At 49.7% G+C, this 16,233-nt stretch carries 13 protein-coding genes; 7 read left to right on the plus strand and 6 right to left on the minus strand.

Annotation, left to right across the window (positions count from 1 at the left end; all coding sequences use genetic code 11):
• Positions 1–53: 53 nt before the first annotated feature.
• Positions 54–1,067: a virulence factor BrkB family protein gene (locus tag L2713_RS15185; RefSeq protein ID WP_248968446.1), complete on the minus strand. Its 1,014-nt coding sequence runs from the start codon at positions 1,065–1,067 to the stop codon at positions 54–56.
• A gap of 81 nt (positions 1,068–1,148) precedes the next feature.
• On the opposite strand from L2713_RS15185, the gene L2713_RS15190 reads away from it, so the two are divergent.
• The 4 genes from L2713_RS15190 (at position 1,149) to L2713_RS15205 (ending at position 5,455) form a co-directional block, all read left to right on the plus strand.
• On the plus strand, positions 1,149–1,370 hold the full coding sequence (locus L2713_RS15190) for a hypothetical protein (protein ID WP_011627464.1): 222 nt from the start codon (positions 1,149–1,151) through the stop codon (positions 1,368–1,370).
• A gap of 29 nt (positions 1,371–1,399) precedes the next feature.
• The gene (locus tag L2713_RS15195) at positions 1,400–2,053 is read left to right on the plus strand and encodes a DUF2959 domain-containing protein (RefSeq protein ID WP_248968447.1); all 654 of its coding nucleotides are present in this window, start codon (positions 1,400–1,402) and stop codon (positions 2,051–2,053) included.
• A gap of 245 nt (positions 2,054–2,298) precedes the next feature.
• Positions 2,299–4,032, plus strand: coding sequence for a sensor domain-containing diguanylate cyclase (locus tag L2713_RS15200; RefSeq protein ID WP_248968448.1), 1,734 nt, complete (start codon positions 2,299–2,301; stop codon positions 4,030–4,032).
• Between the two features lie 208 nt (positions 4,033–4,240).
• Complete coding sequence (locus L2713_RS15205; RefSeq protein ID WP_248968449.1) at positions 4,241–5,455, plus strand: 4Fe-4S binding protein; 1,215 nt, start codon at positions 4,241–4,243, stop codon at positions 5,453–5,455.
• Between the two features lie 86 nt (positions 5,456–5,541).
• Here L2713_RS15205 and katG read toward each other — a convergent pair whose 3' ends face one another.
• From katG to L2713_RS15225, 4 genes are all read right to left on the minus strand, one after another.
• Positions 5,542–7,728 carry a catalase/peroxidase HPI gene (gene katG / locus L2713_RS15210; RefSeq protein WP_248968450.1) on the minus strand — a complete coding sequence of 729 codons (2,187 nt, stop codon included), beginning with the start codon at positions 7,726–7,728 and terminating at the stop codon, positions 5,542–5,544.
• A 350-nt stretch (positions 7,729–8,078) separates the two neighbouring features.
• Positions 8,079–9,140 (minus strand): zinc-binding dehydrogenase, encoded by a 1,062-nt coding sequence (locus L2713_RS15215; RefSeq protein ID WP_248968451.1) that lies wholly within the window; start codon positions 9,138–9,140, stop codon positions 8,079–8,081.
• A 9-nt stretch (positions 9,141–9,149) separates the two neighbouring features.
• A complete protein-coding gene (locus L2713_RS15220) occupies positions 9,150–9,656 on the minus strand; it encodes a 2,4'-dihydroxyacetophenone dioxygenase family protein (protein ID WP_248968452.1) in 507 nt (168 codons plus the stop codon).
• A 47-nt stretch (positions 9,657–9,703) separates the two neighbouring features.
• Positions 9,704–10,465, minus strand: coding sequence for an SDR family NAD(P)-dependent oxidoreductase (locus L2713_RS15225; protein ID WP_248968453.1), 762 nt, complete (start codon positions 10,463–10,465; stop codon positions 9,704–9,706).
• A gap of 138 nt (positions 10,466–10,603) precedes the next feature.
• Here L2713_RS15225 and L2713_RS15230 point away from each other — a divergent pair, with 138 nt between their 5' ends.
• Positions 10,604–11,611, plus strand: a complete 1,008-nt coding sequence (locus L2713_RS15230) for an AraC family transcriptional regulator (RefSeq protein WP_248968454.1) — start codon at positions 10,604–10,606, stop codon at positions 11,609–11,611.
• Positions 11,612–11,669: 58 nt separating this feature from the next.
• Entirely contained in the window at positions 11,670–11,885 is a 216-nt protein-coding gene (locus L2713_RS15235) for a hypothetical protein (protein ID WP_248968455.1), read from the plus strand.
• 101 nt (positions 11,886–11,986) lie between these two features.
• Here the strand turns inward: L2713_RS15235 and typA are convergent, their stop codons facing one another.
• Positions 11,987–13,798 (minus strand): translational GTPase TypA, encoded by a 1,812-nt coding sequence (typA, locus tag L2713_RS15240; RefSeq protein WP_011621112.1) that lies wholly within the window; start codon positions 13,796–13,798, stop codon positions 11,987–11,989.
• A 986-nt stretch (positions 13,799–14,784) separates the two neighbouring features.
• Here typA and glnA point away from each other — a divergent pair.
• A complete protein-coding gene (gene glnA, locus L2713_RS15245; RefSeq protein ID WP_011715534.1) occupies positions 14,785–16,194 on the plus strand; it encodes a glutamate--ammonia ligase in 1,410 nt (469 codons plus the stop codon).
• The last annotated feature ends 39 nt before the right edge of the window (positions 16,195–16,233 follow it).

Raw genomic sequence — 16,233 nt, forward strand, 5'->3', positions numbered from 1 at the left:
AAGGCTCGTTGAATGTCTTGGCGGATGACAACTTAGCTATGACTACAACTTAGCTATGGCTTATCCAGTGTAGACGATTGCGACACGGTTGCAGCGAGTTCGCCTGTCGTCTCAAGCACTTGGCTTGATTGGGCGGATGTGGTTTCTGGCTGCGCGGCGGGTGTATCCTGCGCAGCTAAAGGCTGACCATCGAGGTTAGTTTCGTTGATATCGCTACTGGACTCATAGTCCAAATACTCGGGCATGGCTGCAGTAATTTCGGCGCCCAGCAGTACTATCATCCAAGATAAATACACCCAAACGAACAGAATAGGAATGGTCGCCAGAGCGCCGTAAATGGCCTCATAACTTGGGAATTTAGTCACATACAGGGCAAAACCTTTTTTCCCCAACTCGAACAGTAAGGCCGCCACAACCGCGCCTAATAGCGCATGCCAAAACTTCACCTTTTGATTCGGCACCACCATATAGAGCAGTAAAAACGCCGCCACCGAAAACAGCATAGGCAAGCGCTCGATAAACAATGGCATCACCCCAGATAAGGCGTCGCCCTCAAACAATTTTAATGACACCACGTAGGAAGTCGCCACTAGGCTCGCGCCTACCAGCACTGGGCCTAAGGTAATCACCATCCAATACATGGAAAAGGCCACCACCACAGAACGCTTTTCCTTAGTACGCCAAATATTATTCAGCGATTTATCGATGGCGGAGATCAGCATAATCGCCACCACGACCAGAGCCGCGATCCCAACCGCCGTGCCCTTAGAGGCATTGCCAACAAATTCATTAATATAGACTTGTACCGTATCGCCCGCCGCGGGCAGAAAATTCTCGTACACGAAGGCTTCGATTTGGCCACGGATCCCCTTAAAAACAGGGAAAGCGGACAGCATCGACATAGTCACAGCTACCATAGGCACAAGGGATAACAGGGTGACATAGGCCAAGTGGCCGGCGCGAATATTGATTTGATCTTCCACTAAACGCTGACGTAAATGCAGCAGGAAGCGCCAGATCCCGAGGAATAAGACTTGAATTTGTGCCAGTTCTATCTTCTTAGTCACGGGTTTCTCTTGATTCTGTTGGTATTGACTCGTTATCTTCGTACAATAAACACTTAATTTACAAGTCTAAGGAGTGAATTGATGTCACAACAAGGATCTGCGGGCAATGTTATCGCCGCTATCGCTAGTCTGTTCTTTCCCGGCCTAGGTCAACTGGTTCAGGGACGAATTTTGGCTGCATTGCTGTTTTTCGTGGTCACTGTGGTTGGCTATGCCCTCTGGTGGTTAGTTGTCCCTGCTGTAATAGGTGCTATCTTTCACCTCTGGAGCATTATCGATGCTGCACGTTTTAAGGCCGACTAACTTCATTTGACTCAGTGACGGAATACCTAATGAAAAGATTGATCACCTCAAGCCTGATGGCGGCAACGCTATTGCTGACGGGCTGCCAGAGTGCCTATTACGGCGCCATGGAAAAAGTGGGCTACCACAAGCGCGACATCATGGTCGACAGAGTGAAGGCCGCAAAAGAATCCCAAGAGGATGCCCAAAAAGAGTTCAGTTCAGCACTCGAGGAGATGCAAGCCCTGCTCAACCACGATGGTGGCAACCTCGAAAAGGCCTATAACAAGGCCAAAGATGAATACGAGTCAGCCCAAACTGCCGCCGATGACGTGAGTAATCGCATCAATAAAGTCGAAGATGTCGCCGAGGCGCTATTCGATGAATGGCAAGCCGAAATCGGCGAGATCAGCAAAGCTAGCCTGCGCCGCAACAGTGAAACCAAGCTCAAGGAAACCCGCCGTTCCTACCAGCAACTGATGAAAACCATGCGCCGCGCCGAATCTAAAATGCCGCCCATTCTCACCGCCATGAAAGACAACATGCTGTATTTAAAGCATAACTTGAATGCTCAAGCGATTGGCGCGATTAAAGGAGAATTTGCGAGCCTACAGACGGATATCTCAGGGCTTATCAAAGAGATGAACAAGTCGATCAACGAATCGACCAAGTTTATCGAGGCCCTCGAAAACTCGAAAGGCTAACGCTCGCCGTCATCTTGCCTTGTCAGCCCCAAAGGCTGGCAAGGTCGATACCCTCTTAAACCTTCCATTACGCCTGCTGTTGACCGCTTACTTTGCCACGACTTCCACTCTTATCCATCGCCATCAGATCCCGCTTTATTCAACCCTATAACATCCCCTAACCTCGCTGATTTTTTTTCATTATCGGCACGCCACTGATACTTTATGGCATACTTGTTAGCTCAAGGTTAATAAAGAGAATCAGTATGGGCCGTGGGACATGGATGCGTTTAATCACATTGGGGGCCTTACTGCTCACTTGGGTGACATTCACAGTCAAGGCGCTGCCGACCCAGATTGAATGGCAAGAGAATACGGCCAGTCTTACTCAGTTTCGTATGGGGTATTTTATCGATACCTCGGAGAACATGCCCTTTGCCGAAGTGATTCAACAACCCTTTATCGACTCACCCAATAGCGTATCCCTCGGTACGGCGGCCATCAAAACTTGGGCCAAAATCCCCTTAGTCAACACCAGCGATAGCCCGCAAACCCTGTATCTGCACCATCCTTACGCCTATCATAACCGCCAGGTTGGCCTGTACGAGATGGTCGATGGTCAAGAAACGCAGCGGCGAATACTCGACCTCGACGACCCCAGCACCTATGGCTGGCTCTATGGCGGCGCAGCGGTGTTTGAGGTCACGCTCGCGCCACAGCAAAAGAAAACCTTATACGTCGAGAGCGTATCCTTTTCTCACCAATGGTTTTCTATCGATTTATACAACAAGGAACACTCACAACGGGCGCTGCTGGGTAGCTTTACCGATATTGCGGTTATGGTGGGCATGCTACTGGCACTGATTATCTACAACCTATTGTTATTTATGTATTCCCGCCAGCGGGACAACCTGTTTTACGCCTGTTACTTAATCTCGGGTGGGATCTGGATTGCACTTTCCTACGGGCTGGTCGCCGAAGTATTCGAGTTTTATGGCTCGGCGAGCCTGTATTGGCACCTTACCCTGATGACTATGCCCATCTTTTTGATTTTATTTATGATGGATATTTTCGAGACCCGGCAACATTATCGGTTTGAGCATTACGCCCTCGTGTTTGTGCTCGCCCTGTTAGTGGCCGAGTTTTGTTATGGGGTAATCGATATCACAAGCGCGTTGCATTACTCCAGCAGCTTAGCAGCCTTGATGATGTTTACCACCCTCTCGGTCACGATTTCGCTGGTGATAAAACGGCATCCCATCGCTAAATATTTTCTTTTAGGCCACAGCCTGTTCGTCGGCTTTAGTGGTCTCGCAGTGATGTTTTACAAAGGGCGCGCCGAGTTTAATTATTTATCCAGTCACGGTGTCGGTGTGGGCATTATGCTCGAGGCGCTAGTGCTTGCCCTCATCATCGCCTATCGCATTCGTTTGCTCGAAGAAATTAAAGCCTCGCAGGAAGAGCTTAAACATCAAGCGGCGACAGATTCGCTCACCCAGCTATTTAATCGGGGCCATTTCCATAAAGAAGCGCAGCGGGTCTACATGCAGGCCTGCATTGCCAAACAGCCGATGGCGGTGATGATCTGTGATATCGACCTCTTCAAACGGGTCAACGACCAATACGGCCACCTCATGGGGGACCAGGTCATTATCGAGATTGCCACCACCCTCAAACAGCATGCGCGTAAGTGCGATCTTGTGGCGCGTTATGGTGGTGAAGAATTTATTATGTTGCTGCATGACGTATCCCTCACTGAGGCACACCAATGTGCCGAGCGGATCCGCACCGCCGTCGCCGCGTTAAACTTTACGGCAGAGACGCAAGAAGTCTTTACTGTCACCCTCAGTCTTGGGGTGGCGGCCGTTGATTTTGCCCATCCCCTAGAACACACAATCAAACGGGCGGATGATGCCCTGTATCGCGCCAAACATCAGGGCCGCAACAATGTGCAATCCTGCAAAATCAATCTGTTGGAGATGCAAGAAGGTATCAACTGACCCTGTGCAGCTAGAGCTAACAAGATCACCTACTCTACAAAGCTCACTCGGTCTATAGGGTAAACCAGCGGCTTTGTGAGCTATCGCTCGCTTTTATCACGGCATACTGTAAATATCGGATCTGCCGCACAATTTCGCTTTTAGCTCAAAAACTTATCCCGTCAGTTCGACTCAGACTGAATACGTGTATTCTATTTGCAGTATTAACATGACTTTTATTGAATCTCTTACCCTGATGTTGGCCCTGATGTATATCGCATCCCTAAGCTATTGGAGCGGTAAAAAATGGGGGGCGGTGGCCACCTTACTCCTGAGTGCTGGCGCCGTGTCGATTAGCCTCTACTGGCCTTTGGCGCTCGCCCTAGCCATTGCCTTGCCGCTGTGCCTAATTGCCAACAAATTTGCCCCAGAGGAATTAAAGGGCGAGATAAAAATCAACACCCTACGTGAAGGCTGCCAACATCTGCTCGCGCTCTCACTGTTTATCGTCGCCATCCAATACTGCATCAATGCTATCCAACTTAAACAAGGCATAGTGCCTTGGTTGATGCGCCCCGATGTCGTCGATGCCTTCTTACCTATCGCGGGCGGGATTGAGCTAAAAGCCATAGTGACGCTCAACCTGTGGGACCAAACCCATCCCGCCGCAGCCGTAATGCTCGCCGCCGTGCTACTCACAGGCTTACTCTGTAAACGCGCCTTTTGTGGCTGGGCCTGTCCATTAGGGCTTGCCGGCGAATATCTCTACGCCTTACGCAAGCGCTTTATCAAGGCCGAACTGGCGCCACCCGCATGGTTAGACTGGCCACTGCGGATGCTGAAATACTTATTGCTGCTGGGGCTGTTTTACATCGTTATCGGTATGCCTAGCGAATCGATTCCCTATTATCTGCAGGGCAACTACCACAAGATTGCCGACCTTAAGATGGCGCTGTTTTTTGTCACGCCTGGCCTCATCACCTTAGCCTGCTTTGCGCTTATCCTCGCCTTAGCGGCGTGGCGTCGCCAAGGATTTTGCCGCTACTTGTGTCCCTATGGCGCCATGCTTGGGATCTTAAGTTTTGCCAGCCCGCTCAAGATCCGCCGCAATACTCAACATTGCCTGATCGAAGCTAAAGGCATGAAGTGCGACAAATGTACCCGCGCCTGCCCAGCCAACATCATAGTGCACACCAAAACCACGGTACGCAGCGACGAGTGCCAAGCCTGTATGCGCTGCGTCGCCGCCTGCCCTAAATCGGCGGCGCTCGGTTTTAGCCTAAAATCTGGCCACAGCGTTAGCCATAAGGACTTGTTAGTCTTGTTATTATTGGCACTCTTTGCCCTGCCACTCGGCGCCTATTTAGCCGGATTCTGGCACAGCCAAACACCGGACAGTATCCGCATGGAGCTTATCCAAGTGATTGACCGAGTCGGCCATTAACTATCTTATTTGTTGATAAGTAGACATAAAAAAGGTGCTGCCCAAGCTGCACCTTTTATGTTCACAATAAGCTTAAACGCTAGTGATTAGGCAAGATCGAACCTATCGGCATTCATCACCTTAGTCCAAGCGGCCACAAAATCATGCACAAACTTCTCTTTGGCATCATCCTGCGCATAGACCTCGGCATAGGCACGCAAAATCGAGTTAGAACCAAACACCAGATCGACGCGGGTAGCGGTCCACTTTACCGCGCCAGTTTTGCGCTCGACTATCTGATAAAGATTGCTGCCCGCAGGCTTCCAGTTGTAGGCCATGTCGGTCAGATTCACAAAGAAATCATTGGTTAACACACCTACTTTGTCGGTAAACACGCCATGATGCGTGCCGCCATAGTTAGTGCCTAACACCCGCATACCTCCAACCAGCACTGTCATCTCATGGGCGGTTAGTCCCATCAGTTGAGTACGATCGAGCATCATCTCCTCAGGCTGAACCACATAATCCTTTTTCTGCCAGTTACGATACGCATCATGCAAGGGCTCAAGCACGGCAAAGAATTCCACATCGGTCATGTCCTGCGTCGCATCGCCACGGCCGGGGATAAAGGGCACAGTCACTTTCACTCCCGCCTCGTGGGCGGCCTTTTCAATCGCAGCGGCGCCACCCAGCACAATTAAGTCGGCGATGCTGACTTTTTTACTCAGGCCTGCCTGCAACTCAGTCAATACTTTAAGCACCTTTTGCAGCCGCTCGGGTTCGTTAGCCTGCCAATCCTTTTGCGGTGCTAAGCGGATCCGCGCGCCATTGGCGCCGCCACGGAAATCCGAGCCACGGAAGGTGCGGGCACTGTCCCACGCCGTTGCCACTAACTCGGATACTCTGAGTCCCGAGGCTAATAATTTCGCCTTCAGGTCGACAATCTCACTGGCATCTAAGCGATAATCCACGCTTGGGATCGGGTCTTGCCAAAGCAAATCCTCATTCGGCACTTCTGGCCCCAAGTAGCGGCTCTTCGGACCCAGATCGCGATGGGTTAACTTAAACCAAGCGCGGGCAAAAACCTCGGAGAAATAGGCGGGGTCTTGATAAAACTTCTCAGAGATTTTGCGATACTCGGGGTCCATCTTCATCGCCATATCCGCATCCGTCATGATGGGATTAAACTTGCGATTGGGATCGCCTACAGAGACGACTTTATCTTCCTCTTTGATATTAATCGGTTCCCACTGCGAGGCGCCCGCAGGGCTTTTTTTCAATTCCCAATCGTAATTTAACAGTAGATGAAAATAACCGTTATCCCATTGAGTGGGATGAGTCGTCCAAGCGCCTTCGAGGCCACTGGTCACGGCATTTGCGCCAATGCCTGGGCCTTTTTTGTTGAGCCAGCCCAAACCTTGAGCCTCAAGATCTTCGCCCTCAGGCTCTGGGCCAAGATCCTGTGCCTTGCCATTACCGTGGCACTTACCCACAGTGTGGCCACCCGCGGTTAAGGCCACTGTCTCTTCATCATTCATCGCCATTCGCGCAAAGGTGACACGCACATCTTGGGCGGTGCGCAGGGGATCGGGTTTGCCATCAACCCCTTCTGGATTCACATAGATCAGCCCCATCATCACGGCGGCCAAGGGGTTTTCAAGGTCACGCTCACCCGAATAACGGCTGTTGGGATTTTCCGTCGGCGCCAACCATTGTTTTTCAGAGCCCCAATAAATGTCCTTCTCTGGGTGCCAAATATCCTCACGGCCACCGGCAAAACCATAGGTTTTTAGACCCATAGACTCGTAGGCCACATTGCCCGCGAGGATCATCAAATCCGCCCACGAGAGCTTGTTGCCGTATTTTTTCTTAATCGGCCAGAGTAAACGGCGCGCCTTGTCTAAGTTGGCGTTATCGGGCCAGCTATTGAGTGGAGCAAAGCGTTGATTGCCCGTTCCCGCGCCGCCACGGCCATCGGCAACTCTATAGGTCCCGGCCGAGTGCCATGCCATACGGATCATCAGACCGCCATAGTGTCCCCAGTCGGCGGGCCACCAATCTTGACTGTCGGTCATTAAGGCATTGAGGTCGCGCTTCACTGCGGCGAGATCTAAGCTGTTGAAGGCTTCGCGATAGTTAAACTTAGGATCCATAGGATCCGTCTTCTTATCGTGCTGATGCAAAATATCGAGGTTAAGTGCCTTAGGCCACCAATCCATATTGTTGCTGGCGACCGCTGAATTTGCCCCATGCATCACGGGGCATTTACCTTGGGAGCTTTGAGTCTTGTCCATTGAATATTCCTTTACTTAGCTTGCACTAACGGGAGTAGCGCGCCCTAAAACTCTTGCTAGACACACTACGGTCGAAACGAGAGCCTTCACAGTTTGCCAAGGCTTATTGGCAATCTTGTGACAGCAGAAAAGACAAATTTGGTAACAAAGACAATGCCATCACTAGGGATTGGCCTAACAATTAACCCTAGGCTACATTCGCTAAAACACAATCGAAATCGGCTAAAAGTCACCATTTTGTGAGCCCATGCAGGATTAAAAATTAGCCAATTGAGGATATCAAAAATGCTAATAATGAACAAAAAAACCGCACATTAATGTGCGGCTTTATTTGATTAAGTGTCGAGCAATTAGCTGAGCGTCTCTAGCTCGCCATTTCGCCAAGGCTCTATCACAACTTTAATATGTGGATTCGATTGCATTAATTGCTTGAATGCCCCCGATACCCCATCCATACCCACTTTACCCGTGAGCAGCTTACGCCAAGGAATAGTGCCTTGGGCTAGTTCCGCTAAACAGGCGGCAAATTCCGCCGGCTGATAATAGTAGGAGAAGCGCATATCCAATTCTTTGACCGTGGCATAGGCGTAATTGATATTAGCATTGGCAGTGTGAATGCCCGTCACCACTATCGTCGCCTTGGCGGGTGCACGCTGCACAAAGCCTTCGATAAGCCTATGGATCCCGACACATTCGAATATCACCAATCGCTTACCCGCCGCAAGCTCGGCGGCGAAGGCGACTTCGTCCTGCTCACTGGGGTTCACCGTATGAGTCGCCCCAAATTCACGGGCTAATTGCAATTTATCGCCCTGTAAATCCGCCGCCACTATCTTTGTCACGCCTTGTAAGTGCAGCGCGGAGATCGCCGCCAGACCAATAGGGCCGCAGCCCACAACCAGCGCCACATCCTCGGCCTGCATATCACCCCGATTCACCGCATGCAATCCCACGGCTAAGGGTTCAGTCAGTGCCACGGCCTCCGGCGGTAAATGTTCAGGCACAGGCATCAATAGGGCTTCATCGAGAATAAAATATTCAGAATAGGCCCCATTCACCCCAGGAGTGACTCCTACTCCCGCACCATTTTGGCTCATCAGAATGGGAACAGACGTCACCCGAGTGCCAAGCGCTAAGGCCTGTTGGGTCTGTGGACCAAACTCGACAATTTCGGCACAAAACTCATGGCCAAGCATCACAGCGGCATGATTATCAACACCTTCGGGCATGACCCCAAGCTTACGATAAAAATCAAACACTTCGCTGTAGTGACGAGTGATATGAATGTCCGAGCCACAGATCCCACAGGCGAGGCTACGCACTAACACTTGGCCCGCCTGCGGCTTAGGTTGCTCGACCCGTTGCAGGCTGACGTCACCATCCTGCATCACAATGGCATTCATCATGCTCATAGCGGGCTCCTATTCTGCATCGCTCATGCGGGCTAAGGCTCCGGGCTTGATGTAGCGTGGATTAATCCCCTGCGCTTTTGCAGCCGCCAAGAGCGCCTGCTCAATCCAACCTGAATCCATAATAAACATTAAGTTACCATCATCATCAAAGTTAATATTCGCCCCAGTAATCACCATCACCCCATCGGCCCCCTCAGAATCCGCGGGGCAATGGAAAGTGTGGATTGAACCGCCTGGCTCATACAAGTAGCTGCCCGCTGTTTGCGGTTGGTCTGGGTATTCAACATAGTTCCAGCGCCCCGCTAGAGTATAGAAATGCACCACACCCGTGTGAAAATGCTTTGGCAAGGTGATGCCCGGCTTAAACTTGGCACGGATCACCCAAATTCCATTTTCAGGGTCTAAAAATAACGGGTACACATCGACGCCAGGTAGGGCATCTTTGATGATCTGTTCTTCGTTGGTATTGAGGGTTAATAAAAAGTCTTGATGATTAATCACTTCTGGTAGAGCCATGTTTGCATTCCTCATTGTTGTTATAGTGTTTATGGGTCGAGCTACCACTACCCCAGCAGTGGATATTTAAAGTTTTCAAAACCGTCGGAGGCGTTCACTGTGCAACCATTGATGCAGTTGGCTTCGTCACTGACGAGAAATGCCACCACATCGGCAATCTCATTCGGTTGGGTAAATTCTTGGCGCATTTGTTCTTTACGAATGTGTTCCCACAGCCCGAGCGCTTCGTATTGGCGCAGCATAGGCGTATCGACGCGGCCCGGCGCCACGGCGCAGACCCGCACACCAAGCGGCGCATACTCCAGCGCGGCGCATTTGGTCATCATGTCGACGGCCGCTTTACTGACGTTGTAGGTGAAGGTCATTTCTGAGGCGAGCTGCGCGTAAACTGACGAGGTATTTAAAATCACGCCCCGAGTACCTTGGGCTTGGAATTGACGGCCACCGGCGAGGATGCCGTGGTACACGCCTTTTTGGTTCACATTGGTGACAGGTTCAAAATCATTAATAGGATCATGCTGTAACAGCGGCTTAGCCAAACCGATGCCGGCGTTATTGATCAGAATATCGAGCTGGCCAAACTGCTTGGCCGCCTGCTTGACCATGGCCTCCACTTGGTTGTAATCAGTCACATCGACACTAAAAGTAGCGAGCTTGTCGCTGGGAACATCGTTAAACACCTTGAGCGCATCGGCAGACAAATCGGCGGCGACAACCCTAGCCCCTTCGGCGAGCAGTTTACGAATAATGGCCTGCCCTATGCCCCCGGCAGCCCCCGTCACCACGGCGGTTTTATGTAATAAACGCATAGCTGTCCTCTGTTTGTATTTATTCATTTAATTATTAAGACGATGTTAATTTAGACGCTTAATTACTCAGCATCTTGACTTTTTACGAGCCAAATTTGATATTTTACGAGTCTTATAACAAAGTGAACTAAGCGTCCCATGTACCTAGTCCGAAGTGGTGCCGTCGCTCAATTTGAGCAATTAGTCCTAGAATTGGGGCAAAACCCCATCGAAATGATCCAGCAAGCGGGGCTGCGGCAGGCGCAGTTTCGCGATCCTAACACCTATATCGCCTATATACGCTTAGCCGAATTATTGGAAATTGCCGCCCAGCGCTGCCAGCAGCCCTTGTTTGGCTTAATGCTGGCGCAGCGGCAAACCTTGCATGTACTAGGGGATCTGCCGATGTTGGTGTCGCACACGGCCACAGTGGCCGATGCCCTTGCCCGAGTGAATGACTATCTGTATTTACACGCCTCTGGGGTGTCATTGCAGCTACAGCCACAGACTGACATCGTGCGACTGGCACTGTCGATCAATGTCCACAGCCCAAGTGGCATAGAACAACTGATGCAAATGAGCGTGGCGCAGCTGGCGATGTTTGTCTCGAGCCTGCTCAATATGAATATCAGCAACATTCCTTTGTATTTGTGCCAAAACAAACCTAGCGGCCCAGAGCCACAACGCTTTATCCAGCCAGTGCGTTTTCGCGAAGCCTTTGATGGCGTGGTGCTCAAAACCTCACAACTCTTGGGGCGTAACTATCACGATGAAGAGGCACTTAACCGCCACCTCCAGTCACATCTACAATATTTACAGAGCCGCTACCCCGACAACCTTGCCGACCAAGCACGGGACTTAATCCATCGGTTGCTCCCCACGGGAGAGTGTTGTATCGAACGAGTATCGACGGCGCTGGGTTTACACGAACGCACCCTACAAACGAGGCTGAAAGAAACGGGTCAAAGCTATCGCCACTTGCTACAGGATGTCAGGCAAAACATCGCCCAGCAGCAACTCAGTTATGGCACGCAAACCATCACCGAACTCGCACTGCAACTCGGGTATGCCGAAGTCGCCGTATTTAGTCGCCACTTTAAAACTTGGACAGGATTTTCCCCTAAGCAATGGCAACTGCAGTATCGTAAGGGACAAATTGAGGATTGAAGCGCGTAGCGTAGGCTGTTAAGTTACTTAAATCGCAGCCAAATTGTTAGGAAAACATATGCACAAGCGAAAGGATTTTTGGTTTTGGTTCGGGCTAATTCTTGGCCCCATTTTAATTATGCTAGGGCTATTTAATGTGGGTTATTTACTCGCTGGTGCCGCCTATTCTTCAATCATATCCACAGAGAATCATTATCGAGAGTTTATTTTACTGATCTCAAGCACCATCTGCGGCGTTGCCATTTTGCGCCACGCACTAAAAAGAAAATCCTAACAACTCCGCTCAAATACAGCATAAAAAAGCCCCGCTAAGTTGCCTTAGCGGGGCCTTATTCATTCACTGGGCAGTCACTTTACGCGACCACACAACCACCATTAGCCGCGGCTAGCGCGCTTACGGTCGTTTTCAGTTAAGTGTTTCTTACGAACACGGATGCTCTTAGGTGTTACTTCAACTAATTCGTCATCATCGATAAACTCAAGCGCTTGCTCAAGAGTTAAGGTGATTGGCGTAGTCAGTACTTGAGCTTCGTCAGTACCAGAAGCACGCATGTTAGTCAGCTGCTTACCTTTCAGACAGTTAACTGTCAGGTCGTTAGAACGTGAGTGGATACCCACTACTTGACCTTCGTAAACTTCGGCAGCGTGGCCGATAAACAGACGACCGCGGTCCTGCAGACCGAACAGTGCGAATGTCAGCGCCTTACCGGTCGCGTTAGAGATCAATACGCCGTTAGCGCGTTGACCGATATCGCCACCTTTGTGAGGACCGTAGTGATCGAATGAGTGGTAAATCAGACCAGTACCAGAAGTAGCAGTTAAGAACTCAGTTTGGAAACCGATTAAGCCACGGCTTGGGATGATAAAGTCAACGCGAACGCGACCTTTACCGTCAAGCTGCATGTCTTTCATTTCGGCTTTACGGATACCCAGTTTCTCAATCACTGTACCTTGATGTTCTTCTTCAACGTCAACGGTCAGGGTTTCGTATGGCTCACACAGTTCGCCATCGATGGTTTTTAAGATAACTTCTGGGCGAGAAACTGCTAATTCGTAACCTTCACGACGCATGTTTTCGATCAGGATAGATAAGTGTAATTCACCACGGCCAGATACCGCGAAACGGTCTGGGCTGTCAGTTTCTTCAACACGCAGTGCCACGTTGTGCACTAATTCCTGTTGCAGACGCTCAAGAATGTTACGTGAAGTGACGTACTTACCTTCTTTACCTGCGAAAGGTGAAGTGTTGACTTGGAAAGTCATGGTCAGCGTTGGCTCATCAACTGACAGTGCAGGCAGTGCTTCAACGCTACCGGCAGCACACACAGTATCAGAGATTTTCAGCTCGCCTAAACCGGTAATAGCAACGATGTCGCCAGCGTTAGCTACGTCAACTTCGGTACGATCTAAGCCCATGTAACCTAATACTTGGCCCATTTTGCCGTTACGCACTTTACCGTCGGCACCGATCACGCTCACCTGTTGGTTTGCTTTGATGCTACCACGCTTGATGCGACCCACGCCGATAACACCCACATAAGAGTTGTAATCGAGCTGAGAAATTTGCATCTGGAATGGACCTTCAGCGTCAGCTGCAGGTGGAGAAACTTTTTCAACGATAGTTTGGAACAGTGGCGTCATATCTGCGCTCACTTCATCCGGATCTAAAGTTGCAAAACCGTTTAATGCCGAGGCATAAACGATTGGGAAATCTAATTGCTCATCGGTCGCGCCTAAGTTGTCGAACAGGTCGAATACTTGGTCGATAACCCAATCAGGGCGAGCACCAGGACGGTCAATCTTGTTGATCACAACGATTGGCTTTAAACCTTGAGCGAACGCTTTCTTGGTTACGAAGCGAGTCTGTGGCATTGGACCGTCAACGGCGTCAACCAGCAGTAATACTGAGTCCACCATAGACAATACGCGCTCAACCTCACCACCGAAGTCGGCGTGGCCTGGGGTGTCTACGATGTTAATGCGGTAGTCATTCCACTTGATGGCAGTATTCTTTGCCAGAATCGTGATCCCACGCTCCTTTTCAAGATCGTTGGAGTCCATCACCCGCTCAGTAGCTTCTCCCCGGGTTGCAAGGGTTCCTGATTGCGACAGCAGCTTGTCAACCAGGGTCGTTTTGCCATGGTCAACGTGCGCAATAATGGCGATGTTACGTAAATTCTCTAGCACGGATAAACCTCTTACCATCAAACAAAAATAGGGATATTTCAATATTCGTTATAGCAATCTACGTTGAGTCGCCATAAAAAAGCGTGACATTCTACTCCAGAGCGGCCTCGCCGCACAGGATTATTTTTGAACACTTATAAAACAATTTTTTGAGCACAGTGCTCAAAAGGTACTCTCTTGCCCAAGTCAAATAGCCTAAATGCACCGTTAATGCGCAGGCGATTCGCCAGTTTATCTTGTCATCAACTAAGCTAAGCAGCTGAATTCACTGTTTTTCACTCAGTGCAGCTTTTGCTGCCCAGCCCAAAGCCGCCATAAGTATAGTCAATCCACGCCATCAAGCCGTGATGCGCCAGAGTGAGCCATAAAAATAAGCGCCTCAGGCATCAATTAGCGGTTTCTGCGGATGACTTTGGCCTCAGTTTCAACAAACTCTATTCCACATTGTGAACAACGACATTAACGCCATGAAAATTAAGCACTATTCAATATTTCCAGCAATAACCGCCCCGCGAAAAACAGCTTAGGTTGCCACAGTTTTGTGACATTATTACGGGCGATTGAAATAGTGAGCTTGTACGGTTATCTCGCCTCACTAATGTGCTAAATTCGTTGTGCTTTGTTTGGTTTCGAATCTTGTCAAAAGCCAGAATTGAGATATCAATCCGGCTTGCCTCTGAGCTTAATGGGCCGACGAGTTCGGGATAAATGGGCGTTGCGAGATTGCACTCAAGTTGCTTGCACTAAAATGGTGTTGTAACGGTGCGCACCAAAATGGATTAATGCACCAAAATGCCACATGCAAACGCACCAACATAGTGCAGCAAGATATAAATTGTTGTGCACTAAAATATATAGCCTTTTATTATCAACACCTTAAATTGTTGGCATAGATATCGCTACATAGCTTGTAAGTTTGGCTCAAGCGCGACTTGAGTTAAAAGATTATAGAAGGGACATCCCTTTACCCTACCGGAGACTTGAGAATGTCAGTTGAATCAGTTTTAAAGCAACTTGAAGAATTAGAAGTTAAGTTTGTTGATTTACGTTTTACCGACACCAAAGGTAAAGAGCAGCACGTATCTATCCCTGCTCATCAGGTAGACGCTGATTTCTTCGAAGACGGCAAAATGTTTGACGGTTCGTCAATCGCTGGCTGGAAAGGCATTAACGAATCAGACATGGTGCTGATGCCAGACCCAACCACGTTTGTATTAGACCCATTCACCGAAGAAACCACTGCACTGATCCGCTGTGACATTCTCGAGCCAGGCACTATGACTGGTTATGACCGCGACCCACGTTCTATCGCGAAAAAAGCGGAAGAATACTTACGCTCTACCGGTATCGCTGACACTGTATTAGTTGGACCAGAACCAGAATTCTTCCTGTTCGACGACGTACGTTTCGGTACTGACATGTCTGGTTGTTTCGTGAAAATCGACGCTAAAGAAGCGGCATGGAACTCTGGCACTAGCTACGAAGGTGGCAACACTGGTCACCGTCCATTCGTGAAAGGCGGTTATTTCCCAGTAGCTCCTGTTGACTCATCACAAGACTTACGTAGCGCTATGTGTTTAGTGCTCGAAGAAATGGGTCAAGTCGTTGAAGCTCACCACCACGAAGTGGCGACTGCGGGTCAAAACGAAATCGCAACTCGCTTCAACACTCTGACTAAGAAAGCGGACGAAATCCAAATTCTGAAGTACGTAGTACACAACATGGCTCACGCCTACGGTAAGACTGCGACTTTCATGCCTAAGCCAATCGTTGGCGACAACGGTAGCGGTATGCACGTTCACCAATCTCTGTCTAAAGACGGTGTGAACCTGTTCGCAGGCGACAAATACGCTGGTTTAAGTGAAACTGCACTGTACTACATCGGTGGTATCATCAAGCACGCTCGCGCGCTGAACGCTTTCACTAACCCAAGCACTAACTCTTACAAGCGTTTAGTACCACACTTTGAAGCGCCAGTGATGTTAGCTTACTCAGCACGTAACCGCAGCGCTTCAATTCGTATTCCAGTGGTACCAAGCCCTAAAGGCCGTCGTATCGAAACTCGCTTCCCAGATCCACATGCAAACCCATACTTAGGTTTCGCAGCGCTGCTGATGGCGGGTATCGATGGTATCCAAAACAAGATCCATCCAGGCGAAGCTATGGATAAAGACTTGTACGATCTGCCAGCTGAAGAAGCGGCTGAAATCCCACAAGTAGCGACTTCATTAGAAAACGCGCTTGAAAACCTGCAAGCTGACCACGAGTTCTTAACTCGCGGCGGTGTATTCAGCGAAGATTTCATCCAATCTTACATTGCACTGAAATCTGCAGAAGCTGAGCGTGTAAGCCGTACAACTCACCCATTAGAGTTCGAGATGTACTACAGCCTGTAATGGCTAACGGCATCGATTAGCAGCACAAAATCTAACAGC

The sequence above is a fragment of the Shewanella seohaensis genome, from assembly GCF_023283775.1.
GTDB lineage: Bacteria > Pseudomonadota > Gammaproteobacteria > Enterobacterales > Shewanellaceae > Shewanella > Shewanella seohaensis.